We start from the raw sequence: 20,879 nt of genomic DNA on the forward strand, positions 1-20,879 counted from the left end.
CCAATCTAAAGAAGTGCTAAAATCGCAGTTGCGGCCAACGCGATGGCCCACGTCCGCCAGAGAATATGGGTTGCGTCGTCGATGTCATTTGGGGCCAGCATACGGCGGCCGCGTGGATTGACGAAGGGGAAATTGCGCATCTCGCCATCATAGGAACGGGGCCCAGAGAGAGCAATATCAAGGGTTTGCGCCATCGCGGCCTCGGGCCAGCCAGCGTTCGGCGAGCGATGCAATTTGGCGTCCTTGGCAATCGACTGCCAGTTGAAAGGTGCAATCATGAGGGCGGCGAGGCGTGCGGGCGCCAAATTCAACAGATCATCAAACCGCGCAGCAGCCCACCCGAAATCGCGGTATTTCTCGGTTTTGTAGCCGATCATGCTGTCTGCGGTATTTGTGATTTTGTAGACCATTAGACCGGGCAAACCACCGATCAAGAACCAAAAGGCAGGTGCGATGACACCATCGGAAAGGTTCTCGGCTGCGGATTCAATCGCGCTGCGTGCAACAGCGTCCGGCAGCATGTCTGCGGTATCACGTCCGACGATCATTGCGACGGATTTACGGCCGTCCCCGAGCGACAATCGGAGGGCGCTGGCGACTGCTGTGACGTGTTGGGCCAACGATTTTTGTGCAAGCAGAATGGTTAGGATGACCACGTCGATGATCTGACCCGGAAGAGCCATGAGGACCAAGCCGATGAGCAGCGCGGACAGGGTGAGGATCAACAACGCGATGACACCTTTGATGCGCCGTGTTGATCCGAAATTTAACCTTCGATCGCACCATGCCACAGCCCGACCCATGAGGATTGCGGGGTGAGGGACGCGGTCCCATAGAACACGTGGTTCGCCCAAAAGCGCGTCGAGAATGAGCGCGATCAAGAGAGGCAGCGCGGTGATCATAGTGCGTCGTGAAGCTGGCGCCAACGGTCAGGTGCGGGCAAGCCGAGACGCAACCAGCGGTCCGAATATGGAAATACGCGGGACCAGATATGGGATTGTGCCAGGTGGCGTTGCGCGTTGGCGGCATTTTCTGTGTCATAGAGGCGAAACAGCGACGTGCCACCTTGGGCGATGAGGCCATGTTGCGCCATCAATGCATCCAGACGCATAGCATCGGCGGACAAACGTGTGCGAGTTTCCTCGGCCCAATCGTGGTCAGACAAAGCGCGTTCTGCGATAGCCAATGTCGGGCCGTTGACCGACCAAGGACCGATCAAATCGGAGAGGCCTGACAAGGTATCAGGGTGCGCGATGGCAAACCCAAGTCGCGCACCGGCGAGGCCCCAAAACTTGCCAAAGCTCTTGAGGACAATCGTGCCTGGCTTAGCTGTTGCTGCAATGTGTGAGACGTCAGGTTTGACGTCGCAAAAGCTCTCGTCGACGATGGTCAGAGGTGCGGGTTTGGATAGGCCCCACAAACGGCCATCGGGATTATTCGGATGCACCAGAACGCGGACATCGGGGGACGTTTCGTCAAAGTCATAGCCCGCCGCGTCAAACGCGGCGGCGTGTTCGTTGTAAGTTGGCTTGGGGACATCAACAGACATCCCGCGTGCAATGCGTGGCATCTGCGAAATCAGCGCCGAGGCACCGTTCGCCGCAAAGATCTGAGCTGTGTCCGGCACGTTCCAGAACGCCCGTGCGGCGTTTAGCAATCTGTCCATCGCGCCGCTGTCAGGCAGTGCTGTCCACGCGTCATTGGGCAGATCGCCGACGGGATAAGGCACCGGATTGATGCCCGTAGACAGGTCAAGCCATCCGTCACGGGTACCGCCGAATTCAGCGATTGCGGCATCAAGCCCGCCACCGTGGTCGCGGGGTTGGGTCATTCTGGGATGGGCTGGTGACGGGTGACAAAGTGGCCTTTGACACCTTGGGGCCATTCGCGAAACGGCACTTGGCCGGTCTCGCTGGCGCTATGTTTCTGCGCGTATTCAACAATGGCTGCAGCGCTGTCCGCGTCTGGCTCAAAGTCGCCCAACGTGTAGTTCAATTTACCGTTCGCTTGGATCGCGACGTTGCATCCGTGTTTGCACCCCATAAGGCACGAGACGCGGCGGGTTTTGACATCAGCGCCGTCCGAGTTTGCCGCCTCGACCAAAGCGGCGAGCGTTTCGCCGTCAGTTTGGGTTGCGGTCTCGGCATTCCAATCGTCACGTTTGCAAGTGTCACAGATTGTTATCCAAGTTGTCATGTCGCTGCCCTTTGCCTGTTGATCGTTAACTCCAAGCGGAAAAGCGCCGGAATCGCAAGTCACAAACACACGATAAATTTAGCTTAGGAAGTTGTTAACAGTTTGTTAGTAAATTCTGACGTATCGCGGAGCGCGGGTGTGTACTGTATGCGGTAAATGAGGTTTGAGCTTAAAATGAATGTACTGATCGTGGAGAGCGATGATCAACTGCGTGGTATCTGGGCCGACCATCTCAGGCGGCTAGGGGCCCAGGTGTTCTGTGCCTCATCTCAAGACGACGCGGTTGCTGAGATGCAGCACCGGACGTTCGACATTATTGTTCTGGATTTGGTTTTAGAAGACGGCAGTGCTTTTGCGGTTGCCGATTTCGCGGCCTATCGTTCGGAACAGACCCGCGTTGTGTTTGTCACCAACACCACTTTCTTTTCAGATGGGTCGATTTATAAACACATCCCGAATGCCTGCGCCTTTGTTCAAAGCAGTGCGCCACCAGAAGATCTGGCGGCGATTGTCGAGCATTACGCGGGGGGCAACTAGCCCGCACATTTGTCTGACGTGATCAGCCCCGTCCGTGTGGTTCGTCAAAGTCTAGGTCAGGGTTGATCGGTATGATCCGGTGCGGGTTTATCGTCTCGTGGCTATAATGATAATGGCGCACGATGTGGTTCATGTTCACTGTCGCGGCGACACCCGGCGTTTGATAGAGATCGCGAGTGTAGGCCCAGAGGTTTGGGTAATCGATGATCCGCTTGGCATTGCATTTGAAATGCAGGTGATAGACGGGGTCGAACCGCATAAGCGTAGGAAACAACCGCCAGTCTGCTTCGGTCAGTCGTGCGCCCATAAGATAGCGTTGATCAGCGAGCCGCGTGTCTAGCCAGTCGAGCGTCGCAAAGAGTTTGCCAACAGCGTCGTCATAGGCGGTCTGTGTCGTGGCAAAGCCGGATTTATAGACGCCATTGTTGACGTCAGAATACACACGGGTGTTCACTTCTTCGATCGCATCGCGCATCGTTTTGGGCCAGTAGTCTTGGGTGTTTCCGGTGATGACGTCAAAGGCCGAGTTGAACATGCGGATGATCTCTGACGACTCGTTCGAGACGATCGTTTCACGTTCTTTGTCCCACAAGATGGGCACAGTGACGCGGCCGGAAATATCTGGTTGAGCGTGGGTATAAATGTCGCGCACGAATGGCAAGTTATAGAGCGTGTCGCCTGTCGCGCCGTGGTCGTCTTTCTCAAATGTCCAGCCATCGGACAACATGTCTGGATGCACGGCGCTGATTGTAATGTGGCTCGTTAATTCCTTGAGTTCGCGAAAGATCAGAGTGCGGTGCGCCCAAGGGCAGGCGTAAGAGACATAGAGGTGGTACCGGCCAGATGCCGCCTGAAACCCACCATCACCCGTTGGGCCTGCGCTGCCGTCTGGGGTGATCCAGTTGCGAAACCCAGCGGTTGAGCGGACGAATTTTCCGCCCGAAGCTTTGGTGTCGTACCAGACGTCGTGCCATTTTCCGTCGACGAGTTGCCCCATGGGTTTGTTCCTTTTTTCGATACTTGCCCGCTGAGCGAGTCTTTAGCCTTCGGTTATGGGACGATGTAGCCCGTGGTTGTGATTCAACACACCCACAGTCGCGAACAGCATTGGTGCGAGCGCGCACAGGTCGGTAAAGGGCTGTGGCGGGGCGTATTCTGGTTTGCTCATCTTTTGGGGGCCGCGTATATGAGTGGGAACGACGCCCATTGGGCCAGAGAGGTTGGTGGCCTCGCGGTTGATCCAGATCGGAGACCGACGCGCCACATCGTTGAATCGGCATCCGCCGTCTCTGATCGCATGGACAACAATAGGGGGACGCAGATGCGCATTCTTTTGACAGGTTTCTTGGTGGTTCTGGGCAGTATGGCGCAGGCGCACGTCGGGCATCTCGCGGATGCAGTGGGCCATGATCATTGGGCTGCAGGTGCGGCCATCGGGATTGCGATTGCGATTGGTCTAGCGGGCAAGCTGCGCGAGCGGGCCAAAGCACGCGACGACGAAGCAGTCGATGTTGAAGACGAAAGCGAAGAGGTACCCGCATGAAAACCGGTGTCATGATTTGCGGCCACGGGTCGCGCAGCAAAAGTGCTGTGGATCAGTTCAGCGTTTTGGCCGAACGTCTTCCTGCATATTTCCCCGATGATTGGATGGTCGAATACGGTTATCTTGAATTTGCGAACCCTGTGATCCGTGACGGCCTAGACAAGCTGCGTGAGGCGGGGTGCGAACGGATTTTGGCAGTGCCCGGCATGCTGTTTGCTGCGATGCACGCCAAGAACGATATTCCGACAGTTCTGAACACCTATGCCGCCAAGCACGGCATCGACGTGCGGTATGGTCGCGAGCTGGGTGTCGACCCCAAGATGATCGCAGCGGCCGGTGGGCGTATCCAAGAAGCGGTTGATGCGGCCAATACCGAGCATGGCGAACTGCCACTGGAAGAAACCTGTTTGGTTGTGATCGGGCGTGGTGCGTCGGACCCTGATGCCAACGGCAACGTCGCCAAGATCGCGCGGATGCTGCAAGAGGGCATGGGCTTTGGCTGGTGCGAAGTCGGTTATTCCGGCGTGACTTTTCCGTTGGTTGAGCCATGCCTGCAGCATGTGTCCAAGCTGGACTACAAACGGGTCATCGTGTTCCCGTATTTCCTATTCTCGGGCATTCTGATTGACCGTATCTATGGCTTTACCGATCAGGTTGCGGCCGAGCACACGGATATCACCTTTGTCAAAGCGGGTTATCTGAACGACCACGAGCAGGTGCTGGCGACGTTTGCCGAGCGAGTGACAGAACAGTTGTCTGCGACGCCGCCCCCGAACTGTGGATTGTGTCAGTACCGCACTCAGGTTCTCGAGATCGAAGACGAGGGTGTGCAATCTGTCACCCCAGCCGAGCGTGCAGCGATGGCAAAAGAAAAAGGTCGCGATCATCCCGCCTTTGCCGACGTTCCGCCGCCAACCTGTGTGTTGTGCAAATACCGGACGCAGGTGCTGGGCTTTGAAGCTGAGGTTGGTGCGGTGCAAGAAAGCCATCACCACCATGTCGAAGGTCAGGGCGCATCGGCGCCGGGGTCGAACGTGGCGGATTGTGCGCTGTGTGATGCATTCTGCACGGGGATGTGTCGCCTAGAAATGCAGGACGCACACCACCATCATCACGATCATTCGCACGACCATGATCAGGGGCATCACCATCATCACGACCATGCTGAATATCCTCACGCCAAGCATCCGCATGGGCCTGAGAGCGTGCGCAAGACAAATGGCTAACCCAAGACCATGAGACCCTACATCAAAGACCCGATGGCGATTTACGCCGAGAGCTTTGCGACTGTTCGTCGTGAAGCCAAGATGGAACGGTTTCCTGAGGCGATGCAGCCGATGGTCACGCGGTTGATCCATTCGTGCGGCATGGTCGAGATTGCTGATCGCTTGGCCTTTACCGATACGGCGATGGATGTAGGGCACGCGGCGTTGGTCGCGGGCAAGCCTGTGCTGTGCGATTGTGAGATGGTCGGCGCGGGCGTGATCCGGCGCTATTTGCCAGCGGAAAACGATGTGGTCGTCACATTGAACGATCCCTCTGTGCCCGAGCGCGCCAAGTCGATTGGCAACACACGTTCGGCAGCTGCGGTCGAGCTGTGGGAGCCGCATATCGAGGGGGCTGTCGTGGCTGTGGGCAATGCCCCGACGGCGCTGTTTCATCTGCTTGAACTGATTGATCAGGGGTTTCCTAAACCTGCGGTGATCCTAGGGTTTGCCGTCGGGTTTATTGGTGCAGCTGAGAGCAAAGCCGAATTGTCTGGCGATCCGCGCGGTTGTGATTTCGTGGCTCTGCGGGGTCGCAAGGGTGGATCAGCGATGGCATCGGCTGCGGTGAATGCATTGGCTGCGGGACTGCCGGAGGACAAACAATGAGCGCTGCGTGGCTACATATCGTTGGGATTGGCGAGGACGGGTTGGATGGCTTGGTTCCGGCGGCGCGGTCCGTGGTCGAGGCTGCAGAGATCATCATCGGTGGCGACCGCCATCATGATTTAAGTGCTGCTGTCGAGTCTGAGCGTGTTGCGTGGCCCAGCCCCTTTGACGCGTTGATTGATGTGTTGAACGGGTATCGCGGCAAGCGGGTTGTTGTGTTGGCGACGGGTGATCCGCTGTGGTTTTCTGTGGGTGCGCGGATCGGACGCGAGATTGATCCCTCTGAGATTACCTATCACCCGCAACTTAGCGCGTTTCAGCTTGCCGCGGCGCGGATGGGTTGGAGCCTTGCCGACGTTGAGACGCTGACCGTTCATGGTCGCCCCGTCGAGCAGATGATCGCGTTTATTCAACCGGATCAGCGGTTGTTGGTTTTGACGACGGGTGCGCAAACGCCGGCACAAATCGCATCGTTCCTGACCGAGCGGGGTTTCGGCGGATCACGGATGAGCGTTCTTGCCGCGATGGGTGGCGAGAATGAACTGCGTTTTGACGGTGTTTCAGAGAGTTGGGATCACGAGGTTCCGGCGTTCAATACGCTTGCTGTGGAATGTGTAGCGGCCCCTGATGCGGCGTTGTTGCCGCGGGTGCCAGGATTGGCGGATGCCTTGTTTGTCAGCGACGGCACAATGACCAAGCAAGAGGTGCGCGCGGCCACTGTGGCCAAGCTGATGCCGATGCGCGGGGCGTTGTTGTGGGATATTGGCACAGGCTGCGGATCGGTGGCGATCGAATGGATGCGTGCGGCGCGGTATGCGCGGGCCATCGGGATTGAACCACGTGCCGATCGTCGCGCAATGGCCGCGACCAATGCTTTGGCGCTGGGCGCGCCAAAGCTAGAGATTTTGGACGGAACGGTGCCTGCGGCCCTTGACGGGTTAGAGGCGCCAGACGCGATTTTCATTGGTGGCGGTCTAAGTGCCGAAACCTTTGACGCGGCATGGGCTGCGCTGCGCCCGTTGGGGCGGATGGTGGCCAATGCGGTCACCCTCGAAAGCGAGGCCGTTCTGACGCAATTGCACGCCGAGCATGGTGGTGAACTGGTGCGGATCATTGTGCAGCGGGCCGAGCCCGTTGGGCGTATGACCGGCTGGCGGCCATCGATGCCCGTGACGCAGTGGAACCTTGTAAAGCGATGACGGGGCGACAGTGGTTGAACAGTGTAGGAGCGGCGACATGAGCGGTGTTCTCTATGGTGTTGGTCTGGGTCCGGGTGATCCGGATCTGATGACGGTGCGCGCGCGCAAACTGATTTCGCAGGCGCGTGTGATCGCCTATCCGACATTGGCAGGCGGCAACAGTTTTGCGCGCGCGATTGCGGAAGACGTGATCCCAGATGGGGCCCGCGAGATCGTGATGGATGTCCCCATGACTGTTGAACGGGGACCTGCGCAGGCGGCCTATGATCTAGGTGCAACCACGATTTCAAAAGCCTTGGCTGACGGCGACGATGTGGTGTGCCTGTGCGAGGGTGACCCGTTTTTCTATGGGTCGTTCATGTATTTGTTTGCTCGTCTCAAGGGCGAGTTTCAGGTTGAAGTTGTGCCGGGCGTGACCAGCATCACGACCTGTGCGGCCCGCGCTGGTATGCCGCTGGTTGCTCGCAACGAGCGGTTGACCGTTTTGCCAGGCCCGCTGGCCGAGGGTGAATTGCGCAGCCGGATTGAGGGGGCCGAGAGTGTCGCCATCATGAAGGTGGGACGTCATCTGACCAAAATTCGGAGCGTGATCGACAGTTTGGGTCTGTTGGATCAGGCTGTGTATGTCGAACGGGCGAGCCTGCCTCAAGAGGTCGTATGCCCGTTGGCGGATGCACCCGAAGCAGCGCCATATTTTTCAATGATACTTGTGACCAAAGGGGCCGATCCATGGCTGTAAATTCGTCTGTGAAACCTGTTGTTGTCGCATTATCGCGATCTGGCGAGGCTGTCGCGCACCGTATCGCAGATGTGCTGGGCGCTGATGTTCATGGACGCGAAGGGCGTGTTGATCAGGCGGATGCCTTTTTCCCCAATGCCTTGGACCATGTGCGTGATTTGTTTGCGGCAGGCGTCCCAGTGGTTGGTGTTTGTGCTGCTGGAATTTTGGTGCGCGCGGTTGCGCCGTTGTTGGCGGACAAACGGGTCGAGCCGCCCGTGGTGGCCGTGGCCGATGATGGCAGCGTTGTTGTGCCGCTTTTGGGTGGGCACCGTGGCGCCAACCGGATCGCGGGCGAGCTATCTGCCGCGTTAGGCGCTGTGTCGGCTGTCACGACCGCAGGTGATGTTGCACTGGGTGTGGCACTGGATGAGCCGCCCGCAGGCTACCGTTTGAAAAACCCGCAAGACGCCCAAGGCGTGATGGCCGAATTGTTGGCCGGTGGTGGGGTGACATGGACCGACGAAGAGCTCTTTGACGCTGAATTGCCAGAAGGGGACGAGGTCGAATTGTTGGTGACTGAAGCCGAGGCTCAGGGGTCATCGACGCGGTTAGTCTATCATCCACAGCGTTTCACGCTGGGATTGGGATGCGCGCGCAATGCCGACGCAGACGAGATGTGGACACATGTGCAAGGCATGTTGGCCGAGGCTGATGTCGCCGAAGGGGCAGTGGCCTGTGTGGCGTCTATTGACCTGAAGGCAGACGAGCCTGCGATCCTGTCGGTGGCGGCACGTTTGGGTGTGCCGTTTCGCGTGTTCACCGCAGCCGAGCTAGAGGCCGAGGCCGGACGATTGGCGACACCGTCAGATGTGGTTTTTGCCGAGGTCGGATGCCACGGCGTGTGTGAAGGGGCCGCTTTGGCCGCAGGTGGCGCAGAGGCAGAATTGTCCGTCGCCAAGAGCAAGACAGGCACGACCACCTGTGCGTTGGCGCGATGCGAAAAGCCGGTGACCGAAATGCGCGGTCGGGCGCGAGGGAAACTGTCGATTGTGGGTATTGGTCCGGGTCAGGCGACGTGGCGCACGCCAGAGGTGTCGCGGCTTGTCGCGGATGCCGAAGAACTGGTGGGATACGGTTTATATATCGATCTGCTGGGGCCGTTGGCCGCGGGCAAGGACCTATCAGATTTCCCACTGGGCGGAGAAGAAGACCGCTGTCGCTATGCATTGGAACAGGCAGGGCTGGGCAAGAGCGTCGCACTGGTTTGTTCGGGCGATGCGGGCATCTATGCGATGGGCGCACTGGTGTTTGAATTGCTGGATCGCTCAGAGGCGGAATTGGGTGTTAGCGATGCCGCGCGGCGGGTCGAGGTCGTAAGCTCGCCCGGTGTGAGCGCGTTGCAAGGGGCGGCTGCAAGAGCGGGCGCGCCGTTGGGACATGATTTCTGTGCGATTTCCTTGTCCGATCTGCTGACCCCGCGCGAGGATATTGTAAAGCGCTTACATGCGGCGGCCGAGGGCGATTTTGTGATCGCGTTCTACAACCCTGTATCTATGCGGCGGCGGACCTTGCTGGCCGAGGCGCGCGACATCCTATTGCAACATCGCCCCGCTGACACGCCGGTGATGTTGGCCAGTTCACTGGGTCGGCCCGAGGAACATGTGCGGTACCGCCGTTTGGATGAATTGGAAGTCGACGAGGTCGATATGTTGACCGTGGTTTTGGTCGGCTCGTCCCATTCACGTTTGGCGCAATTGGGTGAAGGCCCACGGATGTTCACACCGCGCGGGTATGCGCGCAAGATTGATGGGGATTTGGCTGGCTGACGTGCGCCTGCGGCGACACCCCACCCATCCATCCCGAAAGAGGACAAAGTTATGACTGTTTATTTCATTGGTGCGGGTCCCGGTGACCCCGAGTTGCTGACCCTCAAGGCGGCGCGTGTGATTGGCGAATGCCCCGTCTGTCTCTATGCGGGATCGCTGGTCCCCGAGGCGGTTGTTGCCTGTGCGCCTGAAGGCGCGCGTGTAATGGATACAGCGCCAATGACATTGGACGACACCCATGCTGAAATTCTGGCCGCTCACAAGAACGGCCAAGATGTTGCGCGTGTCCACTCCGGTGATCCGTCGCTCTATGGCGCGATTGCGGAACAGATTCGCCGCCTCAAGGCCGATGGCATCGATTATCAGATCATTCCGGGCGTTCCAGCCTATGCCGCGGCTGCTGCTGCGATGGGGACAGAGCTGACCGTTCCTGAGGTTGCCCAGTCGATCGTGCTGACCCGTATGTCGATGAAATCCACGTCGATGCCAGAGGGTGAAACGCTAGAGAATTTTGCGCGTTCGGGTGCCACGTTGGCCATTCACCTTGGCATCCGTGCATTGCGTGAAATCGAGCGGCAATTGATCCCCTATTATGGTGCGGATTGCCCTGTAGTCGTGGCATATCGTGCTTCTTGGCCGGACGAATTGTACCTGCGTGGGACGCTGTCGGATATTCGGGAAAAGGTGCGCGCAGAAAAGATCACACGCACGGCGTTGATCATGGTTGGTCCGGCGCTGGGCGAGGTCAAAGATTTTGTTGATTCCGCGTTATATGATCCAGACACGCCACATGTGTTGCGCCCGCGAGTTATTGAAAAGACATAAAAAAGTGCTGGCCTTCTGAAAATTTCACAGTAGCTTAATGATTGGGCGCTACTGGGGACGTCAAAGGAGCTGCTGTGATGTCGACATATGTTTCTCGTGAGGTTCAAGACGGGCTAGAGATGGCTCGCAAAGCATCATTGAAACGCGCAAGCCGTTTGCGGATTGTTGTAGGCGAAAACATGTACCGTGTTTTGCGCATGTCGGACGGTGGCTTTGTTCTGGATGCAGACACGACCCCAGATTTGCGCGGCTTGGTCGATCTCTATGACGGTGCGCGCCATCTCTATCAGTGTTTGATCGTGCGTTCCGAGAAAGAGAACGGCGAGATCCACTATGAGTTCAAGCGCAACACCATGGTGCGCGATACGGCCCCGTTGGATTTCGTGCGACCAGACGGCGCACCCATCGCTCTGCTCGGTTAAAAGCTTTCCTGACAGGCATTTCTGCGGTTAGGCTGGCGGCACCAGAAAAGGAGCCGCCCCGATGGAAGCTGAATTCTCAAGACGTAAACTGTTGACCCCCGTTGAAATGCGGGCACTGACCGCACGCTCTGACCTATGGGGCGGAATGCAAATGGCATCGCATTTGGGTGCGATCGTTGTTGTGGGGCTGCTGCATGCTATGGCGATGGGATCCGGCTGGGTCTGGGTGACGGGTGCCGTTCTAGGTGTGCTGATCAATTTTCTATATGCCGCACAACACGAGCTAAGCCATGCAACGGTGTTCAAGACGCGCAAGCTGAACGAATTCTTTGGCCGGTTTGTCGGGTTCTTCATGGTGTTCCCGCGTGATTTTGATCAGGTCATGCATTTTGCGCACCATCAATACACCCAAGATTGGGAGCGTGATGGCGAGCTTGTTCGCGAGCCTTATACGCTGACGACCTATCTGTTGTGGCTGTCTGGGATCACCTATTGGCGGAACCGTATCTTTGGATTGGTCCGCCGCACGCGTGGGATCATCCTCGAGCCGTTCATCAAACCCAATGAAGAGGCCAAGATCATCCACGAGAGCCGCTTGCACATGCTTGGTTATCTGGTGATCGCGCTGGTATCTGCCCTGACGGGCAGCTGGGCTGTTTTGACTTTCTGGATCTTGCCTATGGTTCTGACCAAACCGGTGCACCAATTGCAAAACACAATCGAACATTTGGGCCTGAGCCACGAAAGCGACATTCTGGAAAACACACGTTCGACGCGGGCCAATGCGTTGATCCGTTGGCTGTGCTGGCAGATGCCATACCACACCGCGCATCACACCTTTCCTGCTGTACCGTTTTGGCAGCTCAAGGCGTTGAACGAAAAGATTGAAGACGCGGCAGGGACTGTCCACCGCATGGGTTGGATCGAGTTTCAGTTCGAAGTGATCAGCAAGCTGCGGGCCAAGGACGAAAGTCAGTATCCAATGGACGAAGTTTGGATCGTGCCGTCGACCGGCGGCCGACTGGCGCGCATTCCGGCCGAATAGGCCGCAAGTTTTCGGGCAGGCGTGGCGCCCCCGTTAAGGGGCGTTTGTCAGGTCACTGTAGGTCGGCGAATGCCGCCTGCATGCGGGTCACGGCTTCGATGATTTGAGCGCGCGGCGCTGCAAAGTTAAAGCGCAGGAATGTATCACCGCCAGAGCCAAATGTAGGCCCGTGGTTCACTGCGATGCGTGCGTGTTTCTCGACGCGCGTTGTGAATTCTTCGCGCGACATGCCAGTGTCTTTGAAGTCGACCCAAGCGAGATACGTCGCCTCGAGCGGCATGGATTTGAGGCCCGGTATCGCGTTGATGCCCGCATCAAAGATTTTGCGATTGCCGTCGAGATAGCCGCGCAGTTCATCCACCCATTCGGCGCCTTCGGGTGAATAGGCCGCAGTCGCCATAAAGAGGCCAAAGCTGTTGGGAGAGATGCCCAATGCCAGCATGCGGTTGGCAAAGCGTTCGCGCAAATCGGGGTCTTCGATGATCACGTTGCCCGAGTGGCTACCTGCAATGTTAAAGGTCTTGGTCGTCGCTGTCATAGTGATCAACCGTTCGGACAGACCGCTGAGCTTGGCGGTTGGGATGTGTTTGTGGCTACCAAAGGTGAGGTCTTGGTGGATTTCATCCGACACAATGATCAGTTCGTGACGCTCGGCAAAGGCGGCGACGGCCTTGAGTTCGGACTGGGTCCAGACGCGGCCCCCGGGATTGTGGGGCGAGCACAAGATGACCATACGTTCGTTGCCGGTCATTTGCGCATCATAGGCGTTGAAATCGAATGTGTAGTGGCCATAGTCATTGACTAGATCGCATTCAACGACTTCGCGGCCATTGGCGCGGATCACCTTGGCAAAGGCGTGGTAGACTGGCGTGAACAACACAACGCCGTCGCCGGGTTGGGTGTAGGTATCAACGCACAGCGCTGTGCCGTTGACCAGACCGTGGGTCGTAAAGATCCATGATGGGTCGATGTCCCAGTCGTGGCGGTTCTTCATCCACCACTGGATTGCGGCGCGATATTTGCTTTCGTCGCCAAAGTAGCCGTAGACGCCGTGGTCATGCATGGCCGAGACGGCGTCTTGGATACACTGTGGCGGTTGGAATTCCATGTCTGCGACCCACATGGCGATGCCGTCGTCGGGGGAGACGCCATAGAGCGTCTCCATTGCGTCCCATTTCACACAGTGTGTGCCGCGGCGGTCGATAGGGTCGTCAAATGACATTAGATTTCTCCGTTGGTTGGTGTCGCCACGTTAACGCAGCCTTTGCTGGGTGCAAGAGGGAGTGATTGCGCATTTCGGACGGGTGTTTTAGATCAGGCGCATGAGTATACGACCGATCCTGATCCATCCTGACCCGCGACTGAAAAAGCGGGCCGATGAAGTGACTGAATTCGACGATGCGCTGTGCGTGTTGGGCGACGATATGTTGGACACAATGTATGATGCGCCGGGCATTGGTTTGGCCGCACCCCAAATCGGTGTGATGTCCCGCGTCTTTGTTATGGATTGCGTCAAGGAAGAGGGCGAAGAGCCCAAGCCGATGGTTCTGGTCAACCCAGAGATCACGTGGACATCGGACGAAATGAACACATATGACGAGGGCTGTTTGTCGATCCCGGAGCAATATGCCGAGGTCGACCGCCCTGCCGAGGTCAAAGTGACTTGGCAAGATGTTGAAGGCACCCAGTACGAGGCGCAATTTGACGGATTGTGGGCGACCTGTGTGCAGCACGAGATCGACCATTTGGACGGCAAGCTGTTCATTGATTATCTCAAGCCGCTCAAGCGTCAGATGATCACCCGCAAGATGCAAAAGCTCAAACGCGAGATGGCGCGGGGATGACCCGTTCGTATGTGATGTGGCCGGACAAGCGGTTGCGCACCGCAGCGTCGGATGTTGCAGAGATCACGGATGACATTCGTGCGATTTGGGACGAAATGATCGAGGCGATGGATGCCATGCCCGGCGTTGGATTGGCGGCGGTTCAGATCGGTGTTCCGCTACGATTGGCCGTGGTGGATGCGAGCGATGCGCGCGGTCAGGCGATCCGCATGGCAAACCCTGAAATCCTGTTCGCCAGCGCCGAGATGCGGACGCACCAAGAAGCCTCGCCCAATTTACCTGGCGTGTCTGCGATTGTTGGGCGTCCACGTGCGGTCACGGTTCAGTTCATGGATGCAAACGGAGAACTTGTGCAGCGGGATTTGGTTGGTCTGTGGGCCACGAGCGTCCAGCATCAGATCGATCATTTGGCGGGGCGGATGTATTTCGATCACGTCAGCCGCACGAAACGCGATATGCTGATCAAGAAGTCTGCCAAGCTGTGCGGATAACCCGAGAGGAAATGCAATGCGTGTGATTTTCATGGGAACGCCTGATTTTTCGGTGCCGGTGCTCGACGCGTTGGTTGAGGCGGGTCACGACGTTGTCGCGGCCTATTGCCAGCCACCACGCCCAGCCGGTCGCGGGAAAAAAGATCGGCCGTCACCCGTGCAAGCGCGGGCCGAGGCATTGGGGATCGAGTTGCGCCATCCGGTGTCGATCAAAGGACCCCAAGAGTTGGCTGATTTTGCAGCACTAGAGGCGGATATTGCAGTCGTTGTGGCCTATGGTTTGATCCTGCCCCAAGCCGTGTTGGATGCGCCCAAGTGGGGCTGTTTGAACATCCACGCATCACTGTTGCCGCGGTGGCGCGGTGCTGCACCCATTCACCGCGCCATTCTGGCGGGCGATGCAGAGACTGGCGTCTGCATCATGCAGATGGAGGCGGGTCTGGACACAGGGCCGGTACTGTCACGCGAAAGCTTTGCCATTGGTGACGAGGAAACCACCGGTGAATTGCATGACCGACTGAGCGCCTTGGGCGCGCGGATGATCGTCGACGCGTTAGCGCGCGATGATGTGATGGCTGTGTCTCAGGACGCAGAGGGCGTGACCTATGCGGCCAAGATCGACAAAGCCGAAGCACGGGTTGATTGGAACCTGTCGGCGGCTCAGGTCAGCGCACATATTCGTGGGCTGTCGCCATTTCCGGGGGCATGGATCGAGGTTGCGGGCGAGCGTGTGAAATTGCTGGGCGCACGTGTTGTGGATGGGTCTGGTGCCGCTGGTGCGGTGCTAGATGGGTTCACCGTGGCGTGCGGCGAAGGTGCTGTTGAAATCACGCGCGCACAGCGGGCTGGGAAAAAGCCGATGGATGCGGCAGAGGTTCTCAAGGGACTAACATTACCTCGGCAGCTGTAGAGCTGACGGGCTATTTGGCCGGTTTGAACGGCTCCATCCCAGCACGGGCAAGTTCGTCGGCACGCTCGTTCTCGGGGTGCCCTGCGTGGCCTTTGACCCATTCCCACGTGACCGTGTGGCGTTGGGTCACCTCGTCTAGACGCTTCCACAGATCTTCGTTTTTGACGGGCTTCTTGGTGGATGTTTTCCAGCCGCGCCGTTTCCATCCGAAAATCCATTCGGTGATGCCACCTTTGACATAGGCGCTGTCGGTGACGATCGTGATGACGCTGGGCTTGGCGAGGGTTTCAAGCACGTTGATCGCGCCCAAAAGCTCCATCCGGTTGTTTGTGGTGTGCGCTTCGCCGCCCTTGAGTTCCCGTTTTTTGAGAACGGTGTCGCCATCGCGCGCTATCATCAACGCACCCCAACCACCGGGGCCTGGGTTGCCGCTGCAGGCTCCGTCTGTGTAGGCGATCAGGTCAGGCACGGGCGAGTACAATCACAAAAGGGTCATTGGTGCCAGCGAGACCAATGTCGGACGCTTGGCGCGAAAATTCCATGGTCAGGCCTGCGGCGGTCAGAAGTTCGGTCAGCCCGTCCAAGGTGTAGTAGGTATAGCGCCGCCCCAAATGGTCGCGGTCGGTATCATCGCCAACTTTCAAGCCGACGTGGAACACGCCACCAGATTTCAAGGCAGTTTTGATCGCGGCGAGGTGGCGGGGCATGTCAGCGCGCGGCGCATGCAGCAGGCTAAAGTTTGCCCATATCCCGTCATAGTGGTCGGTCGCGTCCAAATCATCAAACGAGCGATTTTGAACGGTCATGCCAAAGGTTTCGAGAGCCACTTTGATCATGCCAGCGCTGGGGTCCCATGCGTCAGCGACCAGACCCGCAGCCTGCATCATCGCGGCAGAATTTGCAGGCCCACAGCCTAGGTCGAGAACCGTGCCGCCAGCAGGGACGGCATCGATAAAACGTTGCAGGTCGGCGTCTGGTTTGGTGCGAGCAAAATGATCCGCGTATGTCGTGGCGCGGGCGTCGTAGACATCAAGGGTTTCACGATCGGGCATTAAAACGCTCCTACAAGCAGACAGGCGGTGACGATGACGCTAAGCGGGATACGCAGTTTCATCCACCAGCGCGGGGCGAGGCCCCATTTCCAAAATGCGTAGTCGAGGAACAGCACGGCGACAAAGCCTGCAACAAGGTTCAAGAGAGCTTCGGTTGGGCCACGGCCGATTGAAGCAAAGATCCAGAGTGCAGGAAGCACCGACAGGATGTAGCCAGCGGTCGCCTGAGTGCCTTCGGTCTTGGTTGCGAACCCCCAAAGGACGCCAGACATAAAGCACAAGATCACTGTGCCGTAGCGGATCATCAGCAGACGGCCGTCACCCGGCACGAGCAGGGGATAGCCATTGCCAGAGCTGGGATCGCCCATTTGGACGCTAAAAAGGCCAAGCTCGATGATGGCGCCCCAAAGGAATGGGATGAGGCCGGCAAACCCTAGGATCAGGGCCGAGCGAGGGATTCTTGTGCTGTTTTCCATGTGTACCTGTTTTCACAGGAACGGGCGGTTTGGCAAGCCGACAGGTCGCCTAGCCGTCGCCGAAATGCTCCATCTTGGCGGTGTCTACGCTGCGCAATTGGCGGGCGGATTCCAGCATCAGGCTGGCCAGCTCTTCAAAGTGGGTCGCGAGATCGTCGGGGTTCGCGCCAAAGGCAAAGTCATCCAACGCGGCAGTGGCCCGCTCTCGGGCCATCCAATTTACGTGGCGCCCGTATTCGCTGGCCACGATGTCCATCGGATCGGCGAAGATCAGTTGGTCAAAGCGACTAAAGTCGGGAAAGCTAACATCGCGAGGTACATAGCCATTCACCATTGTGATCCGTTCGCCCGGTGCGTTTAGACCACAAGCGCGGTGCACCACCATATTGCCCTGTTGCATCACTGCGTATCCGGGGCCGGGCATGTTGGGGGATACCATTTTGGCGGGGTCTAGCGGCTTGCCTGCTTTGGCAAGTTCCGCGACCTCGTCCTTGGTGCCTTTGTAGTATTGGAACTGCCCGCCTTCGACGGTGGTGGGGTTGGTGACAAACATCACAAAGTCAAAGCGAAGCGTATCGACGTGCCATTTGTCGACGTTCTCACCGATCTCAAGCGGGTTGTAATTCAAGTGTCCCATTTGGTGTGGGATCGTATGCGGCAACAGAGGGATGCCCGTGATTTTGGACATTGCGTCGGTCAATTCGGGTGATTGGCACAGATTGCGAAGAAAGCGGCTGCGGTAGGTCCCGCCGCGTACATTGCGGGCGATGCGTGCGTTTGAGGTCGTGAACGCTTCGAGTTGGCGACACACATCCAAAAGACAGGCCGCGCCTTCGTCACTGAGCACACGAAAGATCGAGGCGACGCCAAAATCGGTAGGACACTCGGCGATTGCATCTGCGCCATACCCCAAATCGGCCAGTGACAGCACGTCCTCGGGCATTTCGATCTGTAGATGCTTGGCCGGATCAAATATCGGCTCGTTCGCCAAAGGCTCGAAAGTTTCGGGCATTTTGGTGGGGAACGGCAGCGGATTGGCCAAGGCTGTCATCGTGTCTCTCCTGTTTGGGTGCGACCAGTGTCACATAGCCCGCGCGAAAAGAGATAGACCGGAATCGACGAAATGTGTCGGAAACAGAGGTCTAGGCCGGTTCGCGCAACACGCGTGGGACCTTGAATTCGACGTTTTCCTCGGCTGTTACGATCTGTTCGACTGTGACGGTGTAGTGGTCCGAGAAGGCGTCGACGACTTCGTTGATCAACACCTCGGGGGCAGATGCGCCTGCGGTAATGCCCAGCGTTTTGATCCCTTGGAGTGCGCGCCAATCGATGTCTGTGGCGCGCTGCACCAGTTGCGCATAATCACAGCCAGCACGCGCGCCGACCTCGACCAAGCGCTTGGAGTTCGACGAATTGGGCGCCCCAACCACCAGCATCGCGTCGCATTTGGGCGCCATGGCTTTGACGGCTTCTTGGCGGTTGGTGGTGGCGTAGCAGATGTCTTCTTTGTGAGGGCCGACAATCTTGGGGAACCGCGCATGAAGCGCCGCGACGATATCGGCGGTATCATCGACGGACAGCGTGGTTTGGGTGACGAAGGCAAGTTTATCCGCATCACGCGGGGTGACTGTTGCGACGTCTTCGGGGGTTTCGACCAACAGGACTTCGCCCTCGGGCAACTGACCCATCGTGCCAACTGTTTCAGGGTGACCCGCGTGGCCGATCATGACCATTTGCAAGCCGTTGTCGGCGTGGCGCTGCGCTTCGATGTGGACCTTGGACACCAACGGGCAGGTGGCGTCGACATAGATCATTTCGCGCGCTTGGGCCGCGGCGGGAACAGTTTTAGGCACGCCATGTGCAGAGAAAATCACAGGGCGGTCATCGGGACATTCGTCCAGCTCTTCGACAAAGACAGCGCCCTGATCGCGCAGGCTGTCGACGACAAATTTGTTGTGCACAATTTCGTGGCGAACATAGACAGGCGCCCCCCATTTGGTGAGGGCCATCTCAACAATCTTGATCGCGCGATCAACACCGGCGCAAAACCCGCGCGGGGCGGCCATATAGAGGGTGAGGGGTGGCTTGGTCATAGGCTCTCTCCGTCGTTGTAACAGAGGTAAGCGTTCTGTGGGCGCAGGTAAAGTGACGCCAATGCCGCGGCCCTAAATGAAAATCGCGCCCCGTGGGGCGCGACATCCGTATCAGTCTTCTTCGGCGTGAGCGGGCTCGCGCGCAGGGTCGGGAGTGAATTCCCGAGGTGGGCGCCCAACGACGTCACGCAGTTCATCAAGTTCGATGAAATTGTCGGCCTGTCTGCGAAGCTCGTCCGCGATCATTGGCGGTTGGCTGCGGATGGTCGAGACGACCGAAACGCGAACGCCTTTGCGTTGGATTGCTTCTACCAGCGGGCGGAAGTCACCGTCGCCGGAGAAGATCACGATGTGATCAACATGCGGCGCCAATTCCATCGCGTCCACGGCCAATTCGATGTCCATGTTGCCCTTGATCTTGCGGCGACCTATGCTGTCAGTGAATTCCTTGGCCGGTTTTGTCACCATCGTGAAGCCGTTATAATTCAACCAGTCAACAAGAGGGCGGATCGGCGAGTATTCGTCATTTTCCAACAGCGCTGTGTAATAAAATGCGCGAAGCATTTTCCCGCGACGCATGAACTCGGTACGCAATAATTTGTAGTCGATGTCAAATCCGAGTGCCTTAGCTGCGGCGTATAAATTCGACCCATCGATGAAGAGCGCTAAGCGCTCGTCCCGATAAAACATATAGTGTCCTTCCGATATCCGCTGGTCACGCTTGTGAGTGAGTGTTTAGAACCGTGAACAGCCCTGCAATAAAATACGAGAAATACACGATGTCGCAACCCTCAGTAATGGCAATTTCGGGTGGAAACCTACTCATTGGGGTCGGTGGCAACGTGACGTCAGACGAGGGGACGCCGCGCGAAATTCAGAAAATGGCGCGATTTGCACTTGAAATGGCACTGAATGCTGATGTTTTCGCGAGCCGGTCGTTTCGGACGCCGTGTTTTCCCGCAGGAGCAGGTCCCGAATATGTGAACGCCGCGTGGGCCGTAAAAACAAATTTGCCACCCTCTGACGTTCTGGTTGCGTTGCATGAAGTAGAAATGCGCTTTGGTCGGATCAGGCAAGAGCGCTGGGGAATGCGGACGCTGGATTTAGATTTGTTAGCCTATGACGACCTGATTGCACCCGATTTGGAGGAATATCAGGCGTGGCGTGATTTGCCAGTTGAGACGCAAAAGATGCGCGCGCCGGATCAGTTAATTCTGCCACATCCGCGGCTGCAGGATCGGGGCTTTGTTTTGGTCCCTGTGATGGACGTGGCACCTAATTGGATGCATCCGGTGTCAGGGCGCACGATCCATCAGATGGTCGAGGCATTGCCGCGGGCTGAACGCGATGAAGTTGTGCCCTTGGAATAGCGATCAAGCCCTTGTCAAAGCGGGGATTCGGGCGTATGTGCGGTCCTTCATAGATACTTACATTCGTCAAATGAGGTTCGCCAATGGCTCGCGTTACTGTAGAAGATTGCGTCGACAAGGTTCCAAACCGGTTCGAGTTGGTCATGCTGGCAGCTCATCGAGCACGCGAAATTTCAACTGGTGCGCCACTGACAGTGGACCGTGACAATGATAAAAATCCTGTTGTGTCGCTGCGTGAGATTGCGGACGAAACACAGGCAGCTGACGATCTGCGCGAGCGGATGATCGAAGCGAATCAGAGACAGATCGAAGTGGACGAGCCCGAAGAGGACGCAATGGCGTTGCTCATGGGTGCCGAAACCGACAAGCCAGCCGAAGACGACATGTCTGAGGAAAAGATGTTGCGCGCATTGATGGAAGCACAGGGTCAGAAGTAAGACCCCTGTTGCGGTGGA

General features: G+C 57.6%; 26 protein-coding genes. 15 read left to right on the forward strand and 11 right to left on the reverse strand.

Features of this window, described 5'->3' with window-relative positions; translation table 11 throughout:
- Nucleotides 1-5 precede the first annotated feature (5 nt).
- The 3 genes from cbiB to TR2A62_RS13785 are packed head-to-tail and all read right to left on the reverse strand — an operon-like array spanning nt 6 to nt 2,196.
- Nucleotides 6-902, reverse strand: a complete 897-nt coding sequence (cbiB, locus tag TR2A62_RS13775) for an adenosylcobinamide-phosphate synthase CbiB (protein ID WP_009158073.1) — start codon at nt 900-902, stop codon at nt 6-8.
- Nucleotides 899-1,831: a threonine-phosphate decarboxylase gene (locus tag TR2A62_RS13780; protein ID WP_009158898.1), complete on the reverse strand. Its 933-nt coding sequence runs from the start codon at nt 1,829-1,831 to the stop codon at nt 899-901. Before TR2A62_RS13780 ends, cbiB begins: the two co-directional genes overlap by 4 nt.
- Nucleotides 1,828-2,196, reverse strand: a complete 369-nt coding sequence (locus tag TR2A62_RS13785) for a DUF1636 domain-containing protein (RefSeq protein WP_009159474.1) — start codon at nt 2,194-2,196, stop codon at nt 1,828-1,830. Before TR2A62_RS13785 ends, TR2A62_RS13780 begins: the two co-directional genes overlap by 4 nt.
- A 174-nt stretch (nt 2,197-2,370) precedes the next feature.
- Here TR2A62_RS13785 and TR2A62_RS13790 point away from each other — a divergent pair, with 174 nt between their 5' ends.
- Nucleotides 2,371-2,733, forward strand: coding sequence for a response regulator transcription factor (locus TR2A62_RS13790; RefSeq protein WP_040820780.1), 363 nt, complete (start codon nt 2,371-2,373; stop codon nt 2,731-2,733).
- A gap of 22 nt (nt 2,734-2,755) precedes the next feature.
- On the opposite strand, the gene TR2A62_RS13795 is transcribed toward TR2A62_RS13790, so the two are convergent.
- Complete coding sequence (locus TR2A62_RS13795) at nt 2,756-3,730, reverse strand: glutathione S-transferase family protein (protein WP_009157435.1); 975 nt, start codon at nt 3,728-3,730, stop codon at nt 2,756-2,758.
- Nucleotides 3,731-3,919: 189 nt separating this feature from the next.
- Here TR2A62_RS13795 and TR2A62_RS19200 point away from each other — a divergent pair, with 189 nt between their 5' ends.
- The 9 genes from TR2A62_RS19200 (at nt 3,920) to TR2A62_RS13840 (ending at nt 12,188) form a co-directional block, all read left to right on the forward strand.
- Nucleotides 3,920-4,276 carry a DUF6732 family protein gene (locus tag TR2A62_RS19200; protein ID WP_223296122.1) on the forward strand — a complete coding sequence of 119 codons (357 nt, stop codon included), beginning with the start codon at nt 3,920-3,922 and terminating at the stop codon, nt 4,274-4,276.
- Nucleotides 4,273-5,502 (forward strand): sirohydrochlorin chelatase, encoded by a 1,230-nt coding sequence (locus TR2A62_RS13805; RefSeq protein WP_009157787.1) that lies wholly within the window; start codon nt 4,273-4,275, stop codon nt 5,500-5,502. The genes TR2A62_RS19200 and TR2A62_RS13805 overlap by 4 nt, the downstream gene beginning before the upstream one ends.
- Before the next feature lie 9 nt (nt 5,503-5,511).
- Nucleotides 5,512-6,150 (forward strand): precorrin-8X methylmutase, encoded by a 639-nt coding sequence (locus TR2A62_RS13810; protein ID WP_009158918.1) that lies wholly within the window; start codon nt 5,512-5,514, stop codon nt 6,148-6,150.
- The gene (locus tag TR2A62_RS13815; RefSeq protein ID WP_009157609.1) at nt 6,147-7,349 is read left to right on the forward strand and encodes a bifunctional cobalt-precorrin-7 (C(5))-methyltransferase/cobalt-precorrin-6B (C(15))-methyltransferase; all 1,203 of its coding nucleotides are present in this window, start codon (nt 6,147-6,149) and stop codon (nt 7,347-7,349) included. Before TR2A62_RS13810 ends, TR2A62_RS13815 begins: the two co-directional genes overlap by 4 nt.
- A gap of 37 nt (nt 7,350-7,386) precedes the next feature.
- A complete protein-coding gene (gene cobI, locus TR2A62_RS13820) occupies nt 7,387-8,088 on the forward strand; it encodes a precorrin-2 C(20)-methyltransferase (RefSeq protein ID WP_009160186.1) in 702 nt (233 codons plus the stop codon).
- A complete protein-coding gene (cobJ, locus tag TR2A62_RS13825) occupies nt 8,079-9,896 on the forward strand; it encodes a precorrin-3B C(17)-methyltransferase (RefSeq protein ID WP_009159159.1) in 1,818 nt (605 codons plus the stop codon). The genes cobI and cobJ overlap by 10 nt, the downstream gene beginning before the upstream one ends.
- A 51-nt stretch (nt 9,897-9,947) precedes the next feature.
- Complete coding sequence (gene cobM / locus TR2A62_RS13830; RefSeq protein WP_009158489.1) at nt 9,948-10,721, forward strand: precorrin-4 C(11)-methyltransferase; 774 nt, start codon at nt 9,948-9,950, stop codon at nt 10,719-10,721.
- 77 nt (nt 10,722-10,798) lie between these two features.
- Complete coding sequence (locus TR2A62_RS13835) at nt 10,799-11,143, forward strand: hypothetical protein (RefSeq protein WP_009157521.1); 345 nt, start codon at nt 10,799-10,801, stop codon at nt 11,141-11,143.
- A 61-nt stretch (nt 11,144-11,204) separates the two neighbouring features.
- Complete coding sequence (locus TR2A62_RS13840; protein ID WP_009160782.1) at nt 11,205-12,188, forward strand: fatty acid desaturase; 984 nt, start codon at nt 11,205-11,207, stop codon at nt 12,186-12,188.
- A gap of 52 nt (nt 12,189-12,240) precedes the next feature.
- Here the strand turns inward: TR2A62_RS13840 and TR2A62_RS13845 are convergent, their stop codons facing one another.
- Nucleotides 12,241-13,410: a MalY/PatB family protein gene (locus tag TR2A62_RS13845; protein WP_009159775.1), complete on the reverse strand. Its 1,170-nt coding sequence runs from the start codon at nt 13,408-13,410 to the stop codon at nt 12,241-12,243.
- A gap of 100 nt (nt 13,411-13,510) precedes the next feature.
- On the opposite strand from TR2A62_RS13845, the gene def (TR2A62_RS13850) reads away from it, so the two are divergent.
- From def (TR2A62_RS13850) to fmt, 3 genes are read left to right on the forward strand one after another with little or no spacing between them, the layout of a single operon-like run.
- On the forward strand, nt 13,511-14,032 hold the full coding sequence (gene def / locus TR2A62_RS13850; protein ID WP_009157297.1) for a peptide deformylase: 522 nt from the start codon (nt 13,511-13,513) through the stop codon (nt 14,030-14,032).
- Nucleotides 14,029-14,523: a peptide deformylase gene (def, locus tag TR2A62_RS13855; RefSeq protein WP_009158152.1), complete on the forward strand. Its 495-nt coding sequence runs from the start codon at nt 14,029-14,031 to the stop codon at nt 14,521-14,523. Before def (TR2A62_RS13850) ends, def (TR2A62_RS13855) begins: the two co-directional genes overlap by 4 nt.
- A gap of 16 nt (nt 14,524-14,539) precedes the next feature.
- Nucleotides 14,540-15,433: a methionyl-tRNA formyltransferase gene (gene fmt / locus TR2A62_RS13860; protein WP_009159359.1), complete on the forward strand. Its 894-nt coding sequence runs from the start codon at nt 14,540-14,542 to the stop codon at nt 15,431-15,433.
- A 10-nt stretch (nt 15,434-15,443) separates the two neighbouring features.
- Here fmt and rnhA read toward each other — a convergent pair whose 3' ends face one another.
- The 6 genes from rnhA to TR2A62_RS13890 form a co-directional block, all read right to left on the reverse strand.
- Nucleotides 15,444-15,902 (reverse strand): ribonuclease HI, encoded by a 459-nt coding sequence (rnhA, locus tag TR2A62_RS13865; RefSeq protein ID WP_009159736.1) that lies wholly within the window; start codon nt 15,900-15,902, stop codon nt 15,444-15,446.
- Nucleotides 15,895-16,485, reverse strand: a complete 591-nt coding sequence (locus TR2A62_RS13870; RefSeq protein ID WP_009159547.1) for a bifunctional 2-polyprenyl-6-hydroxyphenol methylase/3-demethylubiquinol 3-O-methyltransferase UbiG — start codon at nt 16,483-16,485, stop codon at nt 15,895-15,897. The genes rnhA and TR2A62_RS13870 overlap by 8 nt, the downstream gene beginning before the upstream one ends.
- Entirely contained in the window at nt 16,485-16,961 is a 477-nt protein-coding gene (locus TR2A62_RS13875; protein WP_009158297.1) for a DUF3429 domain-containing protein, read from the reverse strand. Before TR2A62_RS13875 ends, TR2A62_RS13870 begins: the two co-directional genes overlap by 1 nt.
- Before the next feature lie 49 nt (nt 16,962-17,010).
- Complete coding sequence (locus TR2A62_RS13880; protein ID WP_009160551.1) at nt 17,011-18,012, reverse strand: hypothetical protein; 1,002 nt, start codon at nt 18,010-18,012, stop codon at nt 17,011-17,013.
- A gap of 91 nt (nt 18,013-18,103) precedes the next feature.
- Entirely contained in the window at nt 18,104-19,054 is a 951-nt protein-coding gene (gene ispH / locus TR2A62_RS13885; protein WP_009160343.1) for a 4-hydroxy-3-methylbut-2-enyl diphosphate reductase, read from the reverse strand.
- Nucleotides 19,055-19,165: 111 nt separating this feature from the next.
- The gene (locus tag TR2A62_RS13890) at nt 19,166-19,744 is read right to left on the reverse strand and encodes an NYN domain-containing protein (RefSeq protein WP_009160030.1); all 579 of its coding nucleotides are present in this window, start codon (nt 19,742-19,744) and stop codon (nt 19,166-19,168) included.
- Between the two features lie 89 nt (nt 19,745-19,833).
- Here TR2A62_RS13890 and folK point away from each other — a divergent pair, with 89 nt between their 5' ends.
- Both folK and rpoZ read left to right on the forward strand, forming a co-directional pair.
- A complete protein-coding gene (folK, locus tag TR2A62_RS13895; RefSeq protein WP_083791071.1) occupies nt 19,834-20,424 on the forward strand; it encodes a 2-amino-4-hydroxy-6-hydroxymethyldihydropteridine diphosphokinase in 591 nt (196 codons plus the stop codon).
- Nucleotides 20,425-20,507: 83 nt separating this feature from the next.
- Nucleotides 20,508-20,861: a DNA-directed RNA polymerase subunit omega gene (gene rpoZ / locus TR2A62_RS13900; protein ID WP_009157475.1), complete on the forward strand. Its 354-nt coding sequence runs from the start codon at nt 20,508-20,510 to the stop codon at nt 20,859-20,861.
- Nucleotides 20,862-20,879: the final 18 nt, after the last annotated feature.

This window comes from Thalassobium sp. R2A62, assembly GCF_000161835.1.
Taxonomy (GTDB): Bacteria; Pseudomonadota; Alphaproteobacteria; order Rhodobacterales; family Rhodobacteraceae; genus Thalassobium.